The following is a 15,892-nucleotide window of genomic DNA, read 5'->3' as shown; positions in this document are numbered from 1 at the left end:
ACTAGATTTTGAAAGGTTTTAATGATAAAACATTAGATAATCTAGCTTTTAATAAATCGTCTAACTGTTTTATTTACACCAGATTGAATTTCCAAAAAGTAAACTCCCTTAGTTAAACTAGAAACATCTAAATCATAGTCTGAACGTGAGATAATTATTTCATTTAATAGCCTCCCATTAAGGTCTATAACTGATAATCTATCAATTATGTGATTTGATGTGATTTTTAGTTTATAATTTGTAGGATTTGGATATAGCTTGATAGATTGCGTATCAAATTCAGCTACACCTAATGGTTCAACAATTTCTGTAGTTGCCGTATTCGTTATTATTGGAGGATTAAAATCAAAATAAATATCGGCTACTGCACTAAACACATCTCCTACTTCAACATCTGATTTTGGTTTTATTTTATAAGCAATATGTCCATGAGACCCTGGTTCGTTTGAGTTACTATCTGGTAAATGAATATCATCGAAAATAAAATTAACCATTGAACCATCAATGATTTCAACTCTACCAGGATGGCTTAAATCCTCTAACCTCATGGTTTCCCTATCTAGTTTTTCATCTAGCTCATGCTCTATATTAATATTTATAGCACTTGCAGAACCTGTATTTTGAAAACGAATTAAATAATGTAAATATTTATCTGCATCTTCAATAGTGATTTCATCGCCTTCCATTACCCTTATATCATTAGGGTCATAAGAATTAACCACGATTTGTTTTATACCATGAGAATTATTAAAAGGAGTCAGGTCTTCATTTCCACCATCAACGGTTGCAAAGAAGTCCAAAAGGTCACCTCCATTTACTGTTGGTGGAGGTAAAATTGTGAAGGTGATGTCAATAAATTGAGATTGTAAAGGTGCTAAATCCTGAAAATTAAAAACAACTTCTAGTGACGTTACACTTTGGATATCTTCTGAAGCCGAAAGATATGACATCATTGACCCATCATATTCAAATGTTATAGTTCCATTCTCTATTTGCGGACCAACATTTGTAAATACAACTCTATAATCCGAATTAAAACCTGGTCTTGGATCTTCAGTTATAGGGAAAATAGAAATTTCTAAGTCATTATATGCTCCATTAGGCTCGACACAAAAACTATGGTTTTCAGTAATGCCTAAGTCTTCAAAATCCGAGACATACATTTCTGGTGAAACCGTAAAAGATCCGGAAAAAGGAATTATTGGTGTGGTTGAATATATTCCTGGTTCTTCAATGAGTAATTGATACGCTCCATCAATCTGTGAGAAGGTAGCGTATTCATTTTCACCACTATCCGCAACGACCATAATATTTTGAAAAGGTGGATTATCTTCATCACACGGTACGTCATCTGCAAATGTTATGGATCCGACTATTTCATTCCATTCGAGTGAGGAATTTTCAAACCACATCACACTATTATCCGTAAAAGCTCCAACGATATCAATAGTCTCATTATCATCAATATCAAAGAGATTTAATTGGTTTGGCCTTCTGTTTTGTAAAATTGTAATGTAAGGATTATAGATAAACACATTGCTTGTGATTACACCTATATTTTCATACCATACTAAATCATTTACACCAAAATTATTAGATCTTCCTGCTAAAATATCCTTGTCTCTATCATTGTCATAATCCATAAATGTTACATTATCAATAGAATCATCAGTAGACAATAAAATTTCTTTTGTACTAAAAGCTCCTAATCCATCATTGTTTTTTAGCAAACCTACTTCTCTTAAAGTGTTACTATTATTATTTGCAACAAAAGTAATATCTCTGTTTTTATCATTGGTTATATTCTCAATTGTAACTTCAGTTATATAATAACCATTGTCTGTTATGGTTTGAGAAAGCACAAAATTCCCTAAACCATCGTTGTTAAACCAAGATATATCACCACCTGTTTCTGCAATGACAAGGTCTAAATCTCCATCATTATCAATATCACCTAAATCTAATGCTCTAACAAAATTAAAGCCATCACCTAGTGACTGTGCAGCCTCAAAAGTACCATCGCCATTGTTTTTATGATAAAAAATAGTAGAGTAAAAATCACCCATAACACCTATAATGTCTAAATCGTAATCACCATCAATATCTTTATATGCTATATAGTTTCTAAAACCTTCATATTCTATCGGAAGACTTTCAGTAAAATTCAAATTTCCGTCATTCGTAAATAAATGTAACCTGCCTTCTACGAAATCTAATTCTTCAAACACCCAAACGACAATATCTAAATCCTCATCTCCATCGACATCACTTATTGAAACATTAAGGTCATTTATAGCATCGATACCCTGGGTTTGCAATACACTCTTAACAATGACTTGGCCTTCCTCAAAATTACCTTGACCATCTGTGTTTTCAAAAAGAGATAATTTTCCATCTACAGAAACGGTTACTACATCTAGGTCACCATCTCTATCTAAATCTCCTTTATCTAAACCGCGAATTCCAAATAAAGCATTCGATATTAACTCTTGTTCACCAAATGTGCCTTGACCATCTTCATTTTTAAACCAAGCAACTTGCCGATCATAAAGTGAAGATGTAATCACATCAACATTAGCATCATTATTAATATCGGTTGCGAAAAATGATTTTATGCCCAATAATGAAGATGATATTATTTGTTCAGCACCAAAATTTCCTGAACCTAAATTTTTATACCAAGTCATTTTATTCGTTGGATTAGAACTCCAATTAAGACCTATCATATCCGTAGGTTGATAACAAAAGAGCAGATCTAAATTATTATCACCATCCAAATCCTCAAATGCTATATCATTAAGACTATCAATATCTGCATCTACCATATCAGGAAGACTAGTAATTGTAACTCTAGATGAAAACACACCCAATCCATTTGTATTCTCGTACCATAAAACCTGACTGTTAGCGCCATCCAATAAGATTGTAGCAACATCTTTATCATTATCACCATCAATATCTGCTGTTACCACATATTTACCAGTAGATGAGGTATCTAAATTCTGTGTAAGTGTAACCGTATTATTGGTATTGTGCACATAAAAATCGAGAGTATTCTGATAATCTACCACGATATCCATTCGATTATCTCCATTAAGATCTGAAAAACTATACCCATCATAATTTATGGCAGATGATAATAAGATATGATCTGTAAAATTAGCATTTCCATCTGTGTTCTCTAACCATCCTATTTCTGTATAATCTGAATAGGTGATATCGATATCTCCATCGTTATCTACGTCTAGAAGGTCAACTTTTAATCGCGATACATTATCTAAAACTCTTAAAGTTTGACTTGCCGCAAAATTACCTTGGCCATCTATGTTTTCTGACCAAACCAAAATTGGCTCATTGAGATCTGCTGGATTTTTAATAAAATAAACTAAATCAATATCATTATCACCATCGATATCTGCAGCATCTATATCGAATTCTAAATCAGAAATATCAACGTATTCAATTAATAGAGGTTTATCAAATTTCCCTTGACCACCAATATTCTTATACCAATGCACACCATCTGCTAAAGAAATAACATCTTTAAACCCATCACCATCCAAATCAGCCGCAAGCACTTTTAATGGATTTTTAGCTCCAAATGTGTCATCTATAATAATATTTAACTGTGCATAACTATATGTACTAAATAACATTAGCACGGTAAAAAGTAATTTTGATTTCATAATGGATTTTTAAGAGTATCAAAACTACTATAAATATTATCCATTACAAACTTCAAAATCCATCATCGAAGATATTAAATACTCCTGAGGTCTATTAATTTAAAATAAAACAGAAAACCTTTCAAAATTTAACTTTGAAAGGTTTTCAGATTGAGAATGAAATTATTCGCTGTGCTCTAAATGACAGACTAGTTCTTTATAAACTTTTTAGTCAATTTTGAATCACTAGATTGAAGCTCTAAGAAATAAACTCCTTTGGTTAAGTTTGAAACATCTAAATCGTAGTTTAAATTAGATAGGTTAATTTCTTTCAATAGTCTACCATTAATATCTACTATAAAAATTTTATCAATGCTTTGGTTTGATTTTATTTCTAATATAGAAGTTGTTGGATTAGGATATAGTTGAACAGTTTGCTTATTAAAATCATCAACACTCAAAGGTTCTACAATTTGAGTATTAACTGTATTTGTTATAATTGGCGGATTAAAATCAAAATAAATATCGGCTACAGCACTAAAAACATCACCTACTTGAACATTAGACTTTGGCTTTATCTTAAAAGCAATAAAACCATGAGAATTAGGCTCGTCATTTGTGCTGTCCGCTAAGTTGATATTATTGAATATAAAACTCACATCAGTTTCGTCAATTATTTCCACACGACCTGTATGACTTAAATTTTCCAATTGCATGGTTGTCCAATCTAATTTAGGATCTAATACATGATCTACTCTTACATTAATAGCACTTGCTGTACCTGTATTTTGAAAACGAAGTAAAAAGTGTAAATATTTATCTGCTTCTTCAATTGTGATTTGGTCTCCTTCTAAGACTGTGATGTCGTTTGGATCGTATGAACCTATAACGGTTTGCTCTAAAGTGAATACATTATCTTCTTCTGTTTCATCACCAGAAACAGGGTTTACCGTTGCTGTCGAAATAAGTACATCATCAATATTTGTCGTTGGTGGTGCAAAAACGTTAAATTCTAAATCTATGGTTCTAGTTTCGAAAGGATTTAGGTCTGTAAAATCGAAGTTTAAAGTGTTTGTTGTTTGTGACGTTATGGCTTCATTCGCACTTATGAAGTTTAATTTTGAATCATCAAACTCATAAGCTACAGAACCACTTAATTGCGTTGTACCCATATTGTTGTACACTAATTGGTAGGTGGTGTTGAAGCCTGGTCTTGGGTCATCTTGTGATGGATAAATAGCAATGTTTAAATCGTTAATCTCTCCTATTGGTTTAATACAAAAATCAGCTATCTCTGTGTTACTATTCCCATCAAAACTATGAGTATATGTAGACGGATTTGAAATAAAATAATTTGGTAATTGAGGAACTGATGTTATAAATTGACCTTCATTTGTGAATAAATTAAAATTTCCATTTGTATCAGAAAATGTTGCAAGAGTATTAACGCCATCCGTAGCTTCAATTAAAATTTGAGGTAAAGCAATATCATCTACATCACAGCCATTATTATCTAAATCGAACGAAATCAGTCCATAAATTTCATTAGAAAAAGCACCTAACACATCAGCCCAAATTACAACATCATTCCAACTATACGCTACTGACGCTACTACTATATCTAAAATACCATCATCATTTATATCGGAAGTGTGGAATGATGATACAGACAGTAAATTATTCAGTATAATTTGTCCATTGTTAAAATTGCCCAACCCGTCAATATTTTTATATAGCATTACAACACCTGGATATTGACCTGCACATAGAATATCTATATCTCCATCGGAATCAAAATCCACTGGATGAGCGATTTGCATTGTCGTTGTAATTACATGTTCAACATCAAATGAATCTAATCCATTTGTATTTTCAAACCAAGCTATTTTGTCGTCCGTTGATGAACCAAATAAAATATCATTATCACCATCGTTATCAATATCTACAAGATCAATGGATCTATTGTAGTTATACTCATTTAAGATAGAGATCTTTTCCCAGTCAGAACCTACGCCATCCAAATTTTTGTATAAATAAATAGAGTAATTGAACATAGCGACGACATCTAAATCCCCATCATTATCAATATCACCAATAGTTACATCCAATAAATTATCTCCTGATTCATCAATTGTAGTAACAGTATACTCAGTTCCGGTTTCTGTTTTTTTAAGCCAAACCAGTTTATCACTGTTATAGTTGTTATGCATTGCATTAGAAACTATATCATCTACACCATCATTGTTAATATCTGCTATTCGCATAAATGAAGCACCAATATTACTATTGATTGTTTTACTTGCCCAAAAACTGAAACCTTCATTAATTCTATTTTCATACCATAATAATGTACCATACACGATAACAGGACTTGGAACTGCGGTAAGAACGTCTAAATCACCATCATTATCCATATCATATACAAGTAAAGCTTTTCTTATGGGAAAATTATTAGCATCTTGATAAATTATTTGCTTCTCACCAAATTCGCCCAATCCATCTAAATTTTCAAACCATGCAATAGTTCTATCACTTGCTGATATTGAAACCATATCAAGATCTCCATCATTATCTAAATCAGCCGAAATAACATTGGTTGGACCATCAACTTCTTCAGTTATTATATTTTGAATTCCAATCTGCCCAAAACAAAATTGCAAACTAAAAAATAAAATAACTGTAATGTAAAATTGTTTCATATTTCTAAATTTCTAATCGGTAAATTAACTGTTTTCAACCTCATTAACAAACTCCATAGCACGATGTTCGTTATAATACACATTCCCTTTTCCAATAAACCCAACATGCCCTCCATATTTCGGCATTTCTAAAAACAGATTAGGATTATGTTTTGCTTCTTTTACAGGATAACATGCTGCAGACAAAAAGGAATCATTAAGCGCATTTATAATTAAAGAAGGCACTTTAATATTTGGAAGAAATTGTAGACAACTGGCTTTCTCATAATAATCAAAAGCGTCATTAAATCCATGTGCTTTTGAAGTATACACATGATCAAAATCTATTAAAGTTTTAATTGAATCAAAATCTGCAACTGATATATTATTAGGAAATTGCTCTAATTTCGGTTTCAACTTATCTTTTAAATGTGCTAAAAATCGAATCGCGTAATGTTTGTTTTTTAAACTTAATAATTCACCACAAGAGCCTTTTAAATCACAAGGTGTAGACACTGCAATAACCGATTTTAATTCCGTTGGAAGCTCCCTACCTTCACCCACATATTTCAAAACCATATTAGCACCTAAGCTTATGCCTTTAATATAGATTTCATCATATTGTCCTTTTGATAATACATGTTGTACCACGGCATCTAAATCTTCAGTTGCACCAGAATGATAACTCCGAAATAACAAATTGGGATCACCACTACAACCTCTAAAATTTACCGCAATAGCATCGATGCCGTTGTTATTAAAGTGTTTTGCTGTTCCTGTAATATATGGACGTTGCGCATTACCTTCTAATCCATGTAAGAGAATAATGATCTTATTCGATTTTTGTTGCGCATAACTCCAATCTAAATCTAAGAAGTCGGTATCTGGTAATATAATGCGTTCTCTGGTTTGATCTACTCCATCAACTTTTCGAGCTAAGCCAGAAAAAACGGTGGACACAAAGCTTTTTTTAGCCCAGAATGGTGGTTTGTAGGTTGATTCTATTACTGGCATTTTCAGTATTCTGTATTTAGTTTTTTAATCGGGTAATCATGTTAAACGTCAGTTCGAGTGAAATTGATTTTTTTCAATTTTGTATCGAGAACTTTTTAAAGCATTAATTACTAAAAACTTCTCGATACAATTTCTCATGCTTCGAAATCACTCGAAGTGACAACTCTGATGTGATTGTTATATATTATTTAAGCACAGTAAACTCAATAGATGAGTCATTATACACTTTATGGGTTTGCTTTTGAAAATCACTTGCCTTCGCTTCAAAAATATTCTCTACGTACGTCTGTGGATTCGCATCGATATACGGGAAGAATGTACTCTGTACTTGTACCTGAATTTTATGACCTTTTTTAAAGGTATGAAACACATCTTGCAACTTTAAGTTAATCGCTGTTTTTTGATTTGGCACAAAAGGTTCTGGTTCTGACATACTATTTCTAAAACGTCCTCGTAGCACTTCACTTCGCACCATCATGTGGTAATTGCTTAGTTTTAAGTGATCTTGAACATCGTCTGTGTTTTCAGTATCTGCAGGAAATACATCAATCACTTTTACAATCCAATCGGCTGCTGTTCCTGTTGTTGAAACCATCAATTTTGCTAAAATATCACCAGCTAACGTGATATCTCCGTCTAATATTTCAGTTTCAAAGGTTAACACATCTGGACGTCTTGAGGCAAAACGTTGATCGTCTGTCATGAATTTACGTGGTGTAAATCCAACACCTATATCTTCCGTATATGGCACTGGTTTCATTGGGTCGCTAATAAAATCTGACGTTGCTAGCATACGATTCGCTTGTTTTGTTAAACGTTCATATGGTTGCATAAAGAAATCTTCTTTTGTTGTGTTTTCTGGTGGCCAAGTTGCAAAAGATTCCCATTGTTTTGTTCCTGTATTAAACATTTGCGCTTCAGCCAAACTAGTGTCTCCATTAGCTTCACCTTTTAAGAAATGATTAAAGAACTTCGTTTCAATATGCTTCTGAAAATAATCAGATATACTATCCCCAAAATGAATATTCCCAACCACTTGTCGTTCGCTATTTCTAGCCCAATCCCCATGGCTCCAAGGTCCAAAAACAACCGTGTTGTAATTATCGCTATTCTTTTCTATAGCTTTATAAGTGTTAAATGGACCGTATAAATCTTCCGCATCAAATAAACCACCAACAATCATAGTTGCTGGCTTAATGTCTTTTAAATGTTGAATAATACCTCTTGATTGCCAAAATTCATCATAAGTCACATGTGTCTTTATTTGCTCCATAAACACATTGGTGCTGTCGTAGAATTTATTCAGTTTACTCAATGGCATATGATCTAAGAAAAACTGATGTTGATCTTCGGTTTCAAAATCGGGTAACGTATACCATGATTCTGTAGTTGGCTCCGTTTTCATATTACCAAATAAACCGGTTGCTCTCCAATAGCTTAACATGTATGCACCATTATGAATAAAATCATCAAAAAAGAAATCGCCAATACAGGCTTGTGGCGAAACCGCTTTTAAAGCAGGATGCGCATCTAAAAGCGAATAAGTGGCATAGAATCCTGGGTACGAAATTCCGTAAGTCCCAACATTACCATTATTATGCGCTACATTATTTACTAACCATTCAATAGTATCGTAAGTATCACTAGCCTCATCAAATTGTTTTCCTGTTTTATTAGGAATATAAGCACGCATATTATCGTAAACACCTTCACTATTCCAACGCCCTCTCACATCTTGATACACCATAATATTCCCCTCTTCCATCAGGTATTTATTTGGTCCAATTTTGGTTTTGAATTCATTTTCTCCGTAAGGTCTAGAACTATATGGCGTTCGCATCATGAGCATTGGATACGTTTTTGTGGTATCTTTTGGAGTATAAATGGTGGTGTGCAATTTTATACCATCGCGCATGCCAATCATCACTTCTTTTTTGGTATAATTATCTTTTGCAAATGTCTCTTCAGATTGATCAACTTCTGAAGTTGCAATCGCTTGATGCTTGGTTTCACTACAGCTAGATAATCCTACGACAAATAAGACGATAAAAAGACAATGCTTAATCATATGTTTAATAATTTAAAGGTTAAAAGATGACTTAAAAAAAAACGACTCTATACCAAACCAGTATGTCAACTTCAACTAGTTATTGTTTAATAAATTTTAATGTTTGTAATTGCTCTCCTGATTTAATTTCAACAAAATATAAACCCGAATTATATTGAGATACATCTAATGAAACAAAAGTGTCGCGCGAGGTAAACGATGTAAGCGCTCTTCCATTTACATCTACAATAGTAAGTTCGCTATGGTGTTGCAATCCTTCAATAAGAACTTCTGATGTTGCAGGATTAGGATATAACTTTACTGAAAGATATTCTGAATCGTCAATAGACAAGGCATTTCCCGTAAACACTATTCTATTAATTACTGCACCATCACCTCCAATTGGCGTGAATGAAAAATAATCTTTAGTGCGTCCAACATGTTGCAGCTCAAAGGTTATATCACCTCCCAAATACGGATCTAAATCCACACTCACCGTAGTTAAAGGATCTTGATATCTTGTGGTAGGATTATAACTAGGACCATATTGTTCTCCATTAATGAGGATTCTAAACCATGAATTTGAAGGTGTAGAACTATAATGGTGTAATTGATTGAATGTAATATCTACACTACCGTCGGAAAGATGAGCTCCATCGATTTTAAACTTTAAACCTGTTAAAAAATCCGTATTCTCATTCCAAGCTTGAGTTTCCGTTGTAGCATCTCCTCCAACCCACTCTGCATTTGAGTCACGTTGATGAAGCACTAATCGATCATAAACAGAATAATTTACAAATTCTAATTTAGAAGATTCACTATGCATTACAGAAAACAAGTTAGTTTCTAATACGGCTTCGTCATTAAAATAATTATCGTAACCTGGTTCTAAATATTCAGGATCTGTGGACGCATATATTTTTGACCAAGGCGAATGAGACGTCTCACAACTATTACGAACAAAAAGCTTATACGATGTCGCTGCTGGTAATTCTGAAAACGTATAGCTTTCAGTATCCGCAGGTATATAATCTACGCTAGGATTTTCTTCAAATTCTGCGGCAACCACTTCATAGGCGCCATCAGCAGTGGCATCCCAATTTAACGCAATACTATTATTACTACTAATTGATGCTATATTAGTGATGACTTCGCAATCATTTTCTAATACTTGAATATTATCTAAATACGTTTTTCTAGTTGTAGATTTACTTACATTTTCAAGCTTAATAGTAATCAGTTCGCCAACAAATTGGGACAAATCTATTGAAGCGGTTTTAAAATCATTATCATCATAAGCTGCATTATAAATAAAATCTTCCGCAACACCTGTGTAAACATTATCGTCGGCATAGGCTTTTATTTTTACGCGTAAATACGCTTCAGCAGTTTGATTAATATCAAATTTAAGTATAGGATGAATTGCATTTTGAGTAAGATCGACATCTATTGAAAATGTTCTAATAAAATCTTGATTTTCTTCAAACGGATCACCGTAATCAACATAGTTCAGATATTGCGGATAGCCAGGACCATTAAGCATTAATCCCAAACTACTCTCATTGGCAGCTTCTGCATTAATCTCTACTCCGTAATTCGGTATTGCATAATCGCGTGCAAAATCAGATTCAAAATCAATAGTATATGGTAAACTTAAGGCATTTGGTCTGGTTTTAAAATAAAAACTACGATAACCAGTCGTCACACCAAAAGCATCACAGTCGGTTTTTACATTGACATAATAATCTTGTGAAGGCAACAAGTCAGACACTGAAAATGTAAGATCATTGGTTACAGTATAGGATTCAGGAATATCCTCACCAGCTTCAGTTATAACATATCTGTAATGATTTGCTTCTATATTTTCGTTAAGCGTGAATTCTGCCGTGGTATTTGTAACGTTGTCTATACTTGCAACAGAACTGGTTTGACAGACTTGCAGGTTTCCATCGAAACGCGTTTTTGCGAATGAATTTTGATACAATACTGAGGTTGATGTAGAACCATCATCAAAAGCTTCCGTAATACGAACTCTACTTCGGGTTGGTGGATTATTAAAATTTTCTGTGCCTTGCCACCCAAATAAAGCACTCGACGATTGTCCAGGATTTACATCCTCAACATCAATCACTAAATTATCGATGCCATTATAATTAAAAGACTCATCAAAAATAAGAATAAACTCATAAGCATTAGCGTAATACGTTGTAATTCCGATTTCGGTTAGATCTTCATCAGGAATAAATCCATCTCCAGATTCAAATTCTTCTTTGGTTGTATGACCAATTTTAAAAATTAAGTTGGTATTTGGCGTTGGTGACGTCGTTGTGTTTGAAAACGCGGTAAAAAACCGTAATCCAGTAATCTCACCATTAAATTTAATTTGCTCTGGATAATAAATGGTCTGTGTACGCGAAAATTTTGCTTGTGGCACATACGGTTGATTGGTATAGTCACCAGTACCACCGACAGTGACGTAACTTGTAGTCCTTAGTTGTGCGTTACAAATAGCTGCACATAACAAGGCAATGATTAAAAGAATATGTTTCATGATTGATGATTTTGGCGCAATTTAATAACTTAAATAAGGTAAAATTGTTAAAATTTAAGAGGCTTCAACGGATGTAAATTCAAATTTACCTCCATCAAACAAGCCTTTATCACTTAGTTTTAAAGCCGGAATAACCAACAGAGCCATAAATGACAAACTCATATAAGGTGCATGAAGTTTACTTCCCAATTGTTTGGCCATTTTATCGAGTTCTGAATATTTTTTCCCAATAAATTCGGCATTTTTATCACTCATAATTCCTGCAACAGGCAGTGCAACTACTTTCTGTTCTGTATCACTAACTGCACAAATTCCCCCTTCATTTTCTACTAATAAATTTACCGCTTTACATATAGCTTCATCAGAAACTCCGATAGCAATAATATTATGAGAATCGTGACCCACAGAACTTGCAATAGCTCCTTCTTTTAATCCGTAATTTTTAATGAATGCAATAGCAGGTTTATCATTTTTATAACGATTAACAACCGTCATTTTTAAAACATCTTTTTCAGTGTTAGACACCAGATTTCCATTTTCAATCTTAGAATCTACGATAATTTCATTGGTTACTAATTCCCCATCCAAACACTCAATCACTCTAATTTTCTTGGCGTCAGATTCAAATCTAAAATCTGAAACGTCTTTTTTATCGGTGTTGAAATTATTTAAATTCTGAAAATCTACATGCTTCACATGTGAAACTCCATTAGCAAATACCAACTCACCATTAATATAAGTTTCAAGCGTTTTAAAATCTTTTAAATCTTCAACAACGATACAATCTGCAGCATCTCCTACATTGAGCAATCCCACATCTAAATTGTAATGTTTCACTGGGTTTACACAAGCCGACTGCAAAACTTTAAATACATCAATTCCTTTAGCAACAGCTCTTGCACACAATTGATTAATGTGACCTAATAATAAATCGTCTGGATGTTTATCGTCACTACAAAACATCATATTCTCGTAATTCTCATCCAACAAACCAATTAAGGCTTCAAAGTTTTTAGCTGCACTACCCTCTCGGATAATCACTTTCATACCTTTTTGAAGTTTTTCTGCGCCTTCTTCGAACGTGAAACATTCGTGATCTGTAGAAATTCCCGCAGAAATATATTTTGTTAAATCATCGCCTCGTAAACCTGGTGCATGTCCATCTATGGGTTTATTATAGTGTTTTGCCCACTCTATTTTTTTAAGTACTTCTGCATCATCGTAAATGACTCCAGGATAATTCATCATTTCAGCTAAATACTTAATATCCGGATTTGCCATTAATGTCTTTATAGCATCGGAATCAATAACAGCGCCTGCAGATTCAAAACTTGTTGCTGGTACACAAGATGGTGCACCGAAATTAAATTTGAATGGTGTTTCTTTTCCGTTATTAATCATAAACTCAACACCTGCAACTCCAAGTACATTCGCAATTTCATGAGGATCCGACACTGTAGAAACTGTACCATGTTTTACAGCTATCTTAGCGAACTCACTTGGTACTAACATTGAGCTTTCTATATGAATATGTGCATCTACAAAACCTGGTAAGATGAAATGATTTTCGTCGCAATCTTTCTCTTCAATACTTGAAATTTTACCGTTTACAATAGTTACTTCTCCTTTAAAGATTCTGCTATTTGCTATGTCTACTATGTTTCCTTTTAGTTTCATAAATTCTATTTAAATTCCGTATTCATTGTGGAATGACAAATTATTTATATTCTATTTTTAAAATATTATTTGTGGCTTCTGTTATTTTAAAACGCTCATCATTTCGCATACCTACAATCCAAACTACTTTATCGTTAGAAGCGAGTAACCAAATATTTTCTTTTTCTATTAACGATAACTTTTCGTCTTTTAAATATTTACTAACTTTCTTTTTTCCTGTCATTCCTGATGGATAAAAGACATCTCCTTCTTTCCAAAGTCTTAATTCTAAAGGGAATTTTAAAGTGTCTTTATCTACGTAAATGACGTTTTTTGAGGTTTCTGAAATAACACTTTCACTTGTAAACGTAAGTTGCCCTATTGGTGTTTCAATATGGTAATCCGTTTCATTTATAAAAATTGAAACATTTTCCAGATCTAATTCAGGCAAATCGGCCAAAATTAAAAACTCGCGATGCTTTACTAAACGATGCGTATTTGAGCGAATTTGCTTTCCTGATTCCGCATCTAATAAATCAACAATATCATCCCATTGTGTAAAGCCATAGTTTTTAAACATTTCAAACAAATAAGCTTTTGAATTTTTTACTTTTTTAAATTCTGAAACCTTATAAGTAACACCTGTTTTATCACTATTTACTATAGCGCGTTTTTTAACCGCTCTTAAACTTTCTTCAACAATGTCTGCTGTATCATTAAGATAAGACGTTGTGCTCTGAAAACTTTCTAATAATTGTGGATTAATTTCTTTTAAAATGGGAACCACTTCATGGCGTAATTTATTCCTTAAATATTTTCTTGATGCATTACTGGCATCTTCGCGCCAAATAATGTTTTCCTTAGTCGCATACGCTTCAATTTGCACTCTTGAAAATGGTAACAATGGACGCACCACATTATCATTTTTTACAGGAATACCCGTTAATCCATTTAAACCCGTTCCTCTTGTAAAATTAATGAGGAAGGTTTCGAGGTTATCATCTGCGTGATGTGCTGTTAAAATATAATCGAATTTTAATTGTTGTGCCAATTCTTTAAACCAATCGTAACGCAATTCGCGAGCAGCCATCTGAATAGAACGCTTATTTTCATCAGCATAAGCTTGCGTATCAAAATTCTGAATAAATATTTCGACATCTAAAGCTTCGGCCAATTCTAGTACAAAATCTTCATCTTTATTACTTTCTTCTGCTCTTAAATTAAAATTACAATGTGCAAGTGAAAAATTCAGATTTAAATTTTTACATAAATATGCCAATACAACACTATCTATTCCACCCGAAATGGCAATGAGAAACTTGCTTTCCTTTAAAAACGAAAGATTTTTATTGATATGTATTTGGAAGTTGTTTTGCACATCTCAAAGGTATTCAATTTTATGGTTTCTATAAACGACTCTTTTAAAGTTGTTGCATGATGCTTCAGAAAAGCGTTGTTTTGAATACTAACAGTTTATATTTTACTAAAAATTACATATTATAAAATTGATGTTAAAGTGATAATTATCATACTCAAGTGATTCCCTTTTAATTAACTTTAAGGGAATTTAAAACAATTAGGTCATGAACGTATCAGAGAAATTAACAACCAATTCTGCACGAACTACCTTTGAAAAAAAGGTACTTTCTGCACTACCACATATACATCCTTACGTAAAACATAGAATTTATATTGCTGAAACTACAGGCATTTTACCCAAAAATATGTTTTCATCTAACGGTATTATAGACGAAAGTATTATTATTCTTTATGATAATGACTTTGATGTCGATGCTGAGCCTATGGCTATAAAACTAGAGCTTTTCAAAATTGTGGATCGTTATATGAATGTGCTATTTAAAAATGAAGCCTATCATAAAAACACGATTAGTACAGATGTTATTCTTAAAGAGGAATTATCGAAGCTTAATGAAGATTATACCATTGATGCTGACTATGATTTTATTCTAAACACAGAGTTGAATGATATTTCTTATCATCAAGATCTTAATGAAGGTTTACATTTATATTCGGATAAAGAAACATCAATTTTAAGTGCTTTTGAAGTTGAAGATTTATCTAAAAAACAATCGCCAGAAGTATTTGGTAAACTTTATAATTGGTTGCCATTTAATGTCTCTAACATTGTAGATTTATACATTTTTGGTAAATTAGATTTTGAATCTATTTCGAAAATTAAAAACATTGAACAAAAACGTGTTGAAGCCATTTTTGATAAAGTTAAGCGTACGTTTAGACGCCATATTTAGTTTAATATGCG

8 protein-coding genes are annotated in these 15,892 nt (G+C 32.8%); 1 reads left to right on the top strand and 7 read right to left on the bottom strand.

Annotated features, from left to right (window positions below; translation table 11 throughout):
• Positions 1–41: 41 nt before the first annotated feature.
• From HM981_RS09540 to tilS, 7 genes are all read right to left on the bottom strand, one after another.
• Entirely contained in the window at positions 42–3,686 is a 3,645-nt protein-coding gene (locus HM981_RS09540; RefSeq protein ID WP_179338554.1) for a T9SS type A sorting domain-containing protein, read from the bottom strand.
• Positions 3,687–3,874: 188 nt separating this feature from the next.
• Positions 3,875–6,364: a T9SS type A sorting domain-containing protein gene (locus HM981_RS09535; protein WP_179338553.1), complete on the bottom strand. Its 2,490-nt coding sequence runs from the start codon at positions 6,362–6,364 to the stop codon at positions 3,875–3,877.
• Between the two features lie 24 nt (positions 6,365–6,388).
• A complete protein-coding gene (locus HM981_RS09530) occupies positions 6,389–7,357 on the bottom strand; it encodes a YheT family hydrolase (protein WP_179338552.1) in 969 nt (322 codons plus the stop codon).
• A 184-nt stretch (positions 7,358–7,541) separates the two neighbouring features.
• Entirely contained in the window at positions 7,542–9,425 is a 1,884-nt protein-coding gene (locus tag HM981_RS09525) for a CocE/NonD family hydrolase (RefSeq protein WP_179338551.1), read from the bottom strand.
• Positions 9,426–9,504: 79 nt separating this feature from the next.
• Positions 9,505–11,955, bottom strand: a complete 2,451-nt coding sequence (locus HM981_RS09520; RefSeq protein ID WP_179338550.1) for a T9SS type A sorting domain-containing protein — start codon at positions 11,953–11,955, stop codon at positions 9,505–9,507.
• A gap of 54 nt (positions 11,956–12,009) precedes the next feature.
• Entirely contained in the window at positions 12,010–13,632 is a 1,623-nt protein-coding gene (ade, locus tag HM981_RS09515) for an adenine deaminase (protein ID WP_179338549.1), read from the bottom strand.
• A 40-nt stretch (positions 13,633–13,672) separates the two neighbouring features.
• A complete protein-coding gene (gene tilS, locus HM981_RS09510; RefSeq protein ID WP_179338548.1) occupies positions 13,673–14,989 on the bottom strand; it encodes a tRNA lysidine(34) synthetase TilS in 1,317 nt (438 codons plus the stop codon).
• Positions 14,990–15,194: 205 nt separating this feature from the next.
• Here tilS and HM981_RS09505 point away from each other — a divergent pair, with 205 nt between their 5' ends.
• Positions 15,195–15,881, top strand: coding sequence for a hypothetical protein (locus HM981_RS09505; RefSeq protein ID WP_179338547.1), 687 nt, complete (start codon positions 15,195–15,197; stop codon positions 15,879–15,881).
• The last annotated feature ends 11 nt before the right edge of the window (positions 15,882–15,892 follow it).

This window comes from Winogradskyella ludwigii, from assembly GCF_013403985.1.
GTDB lineage: Bacteria > Bacteroidota > Bacteroidia > Flavobacteriales > Flavobacteriaceae > Winogradskyella > Winogradskyella ludwigii.
Note: the sequence above shows the minus strand (reverse complement) of the source record. Positions and strands in the feature narration are given on the sequence as shown.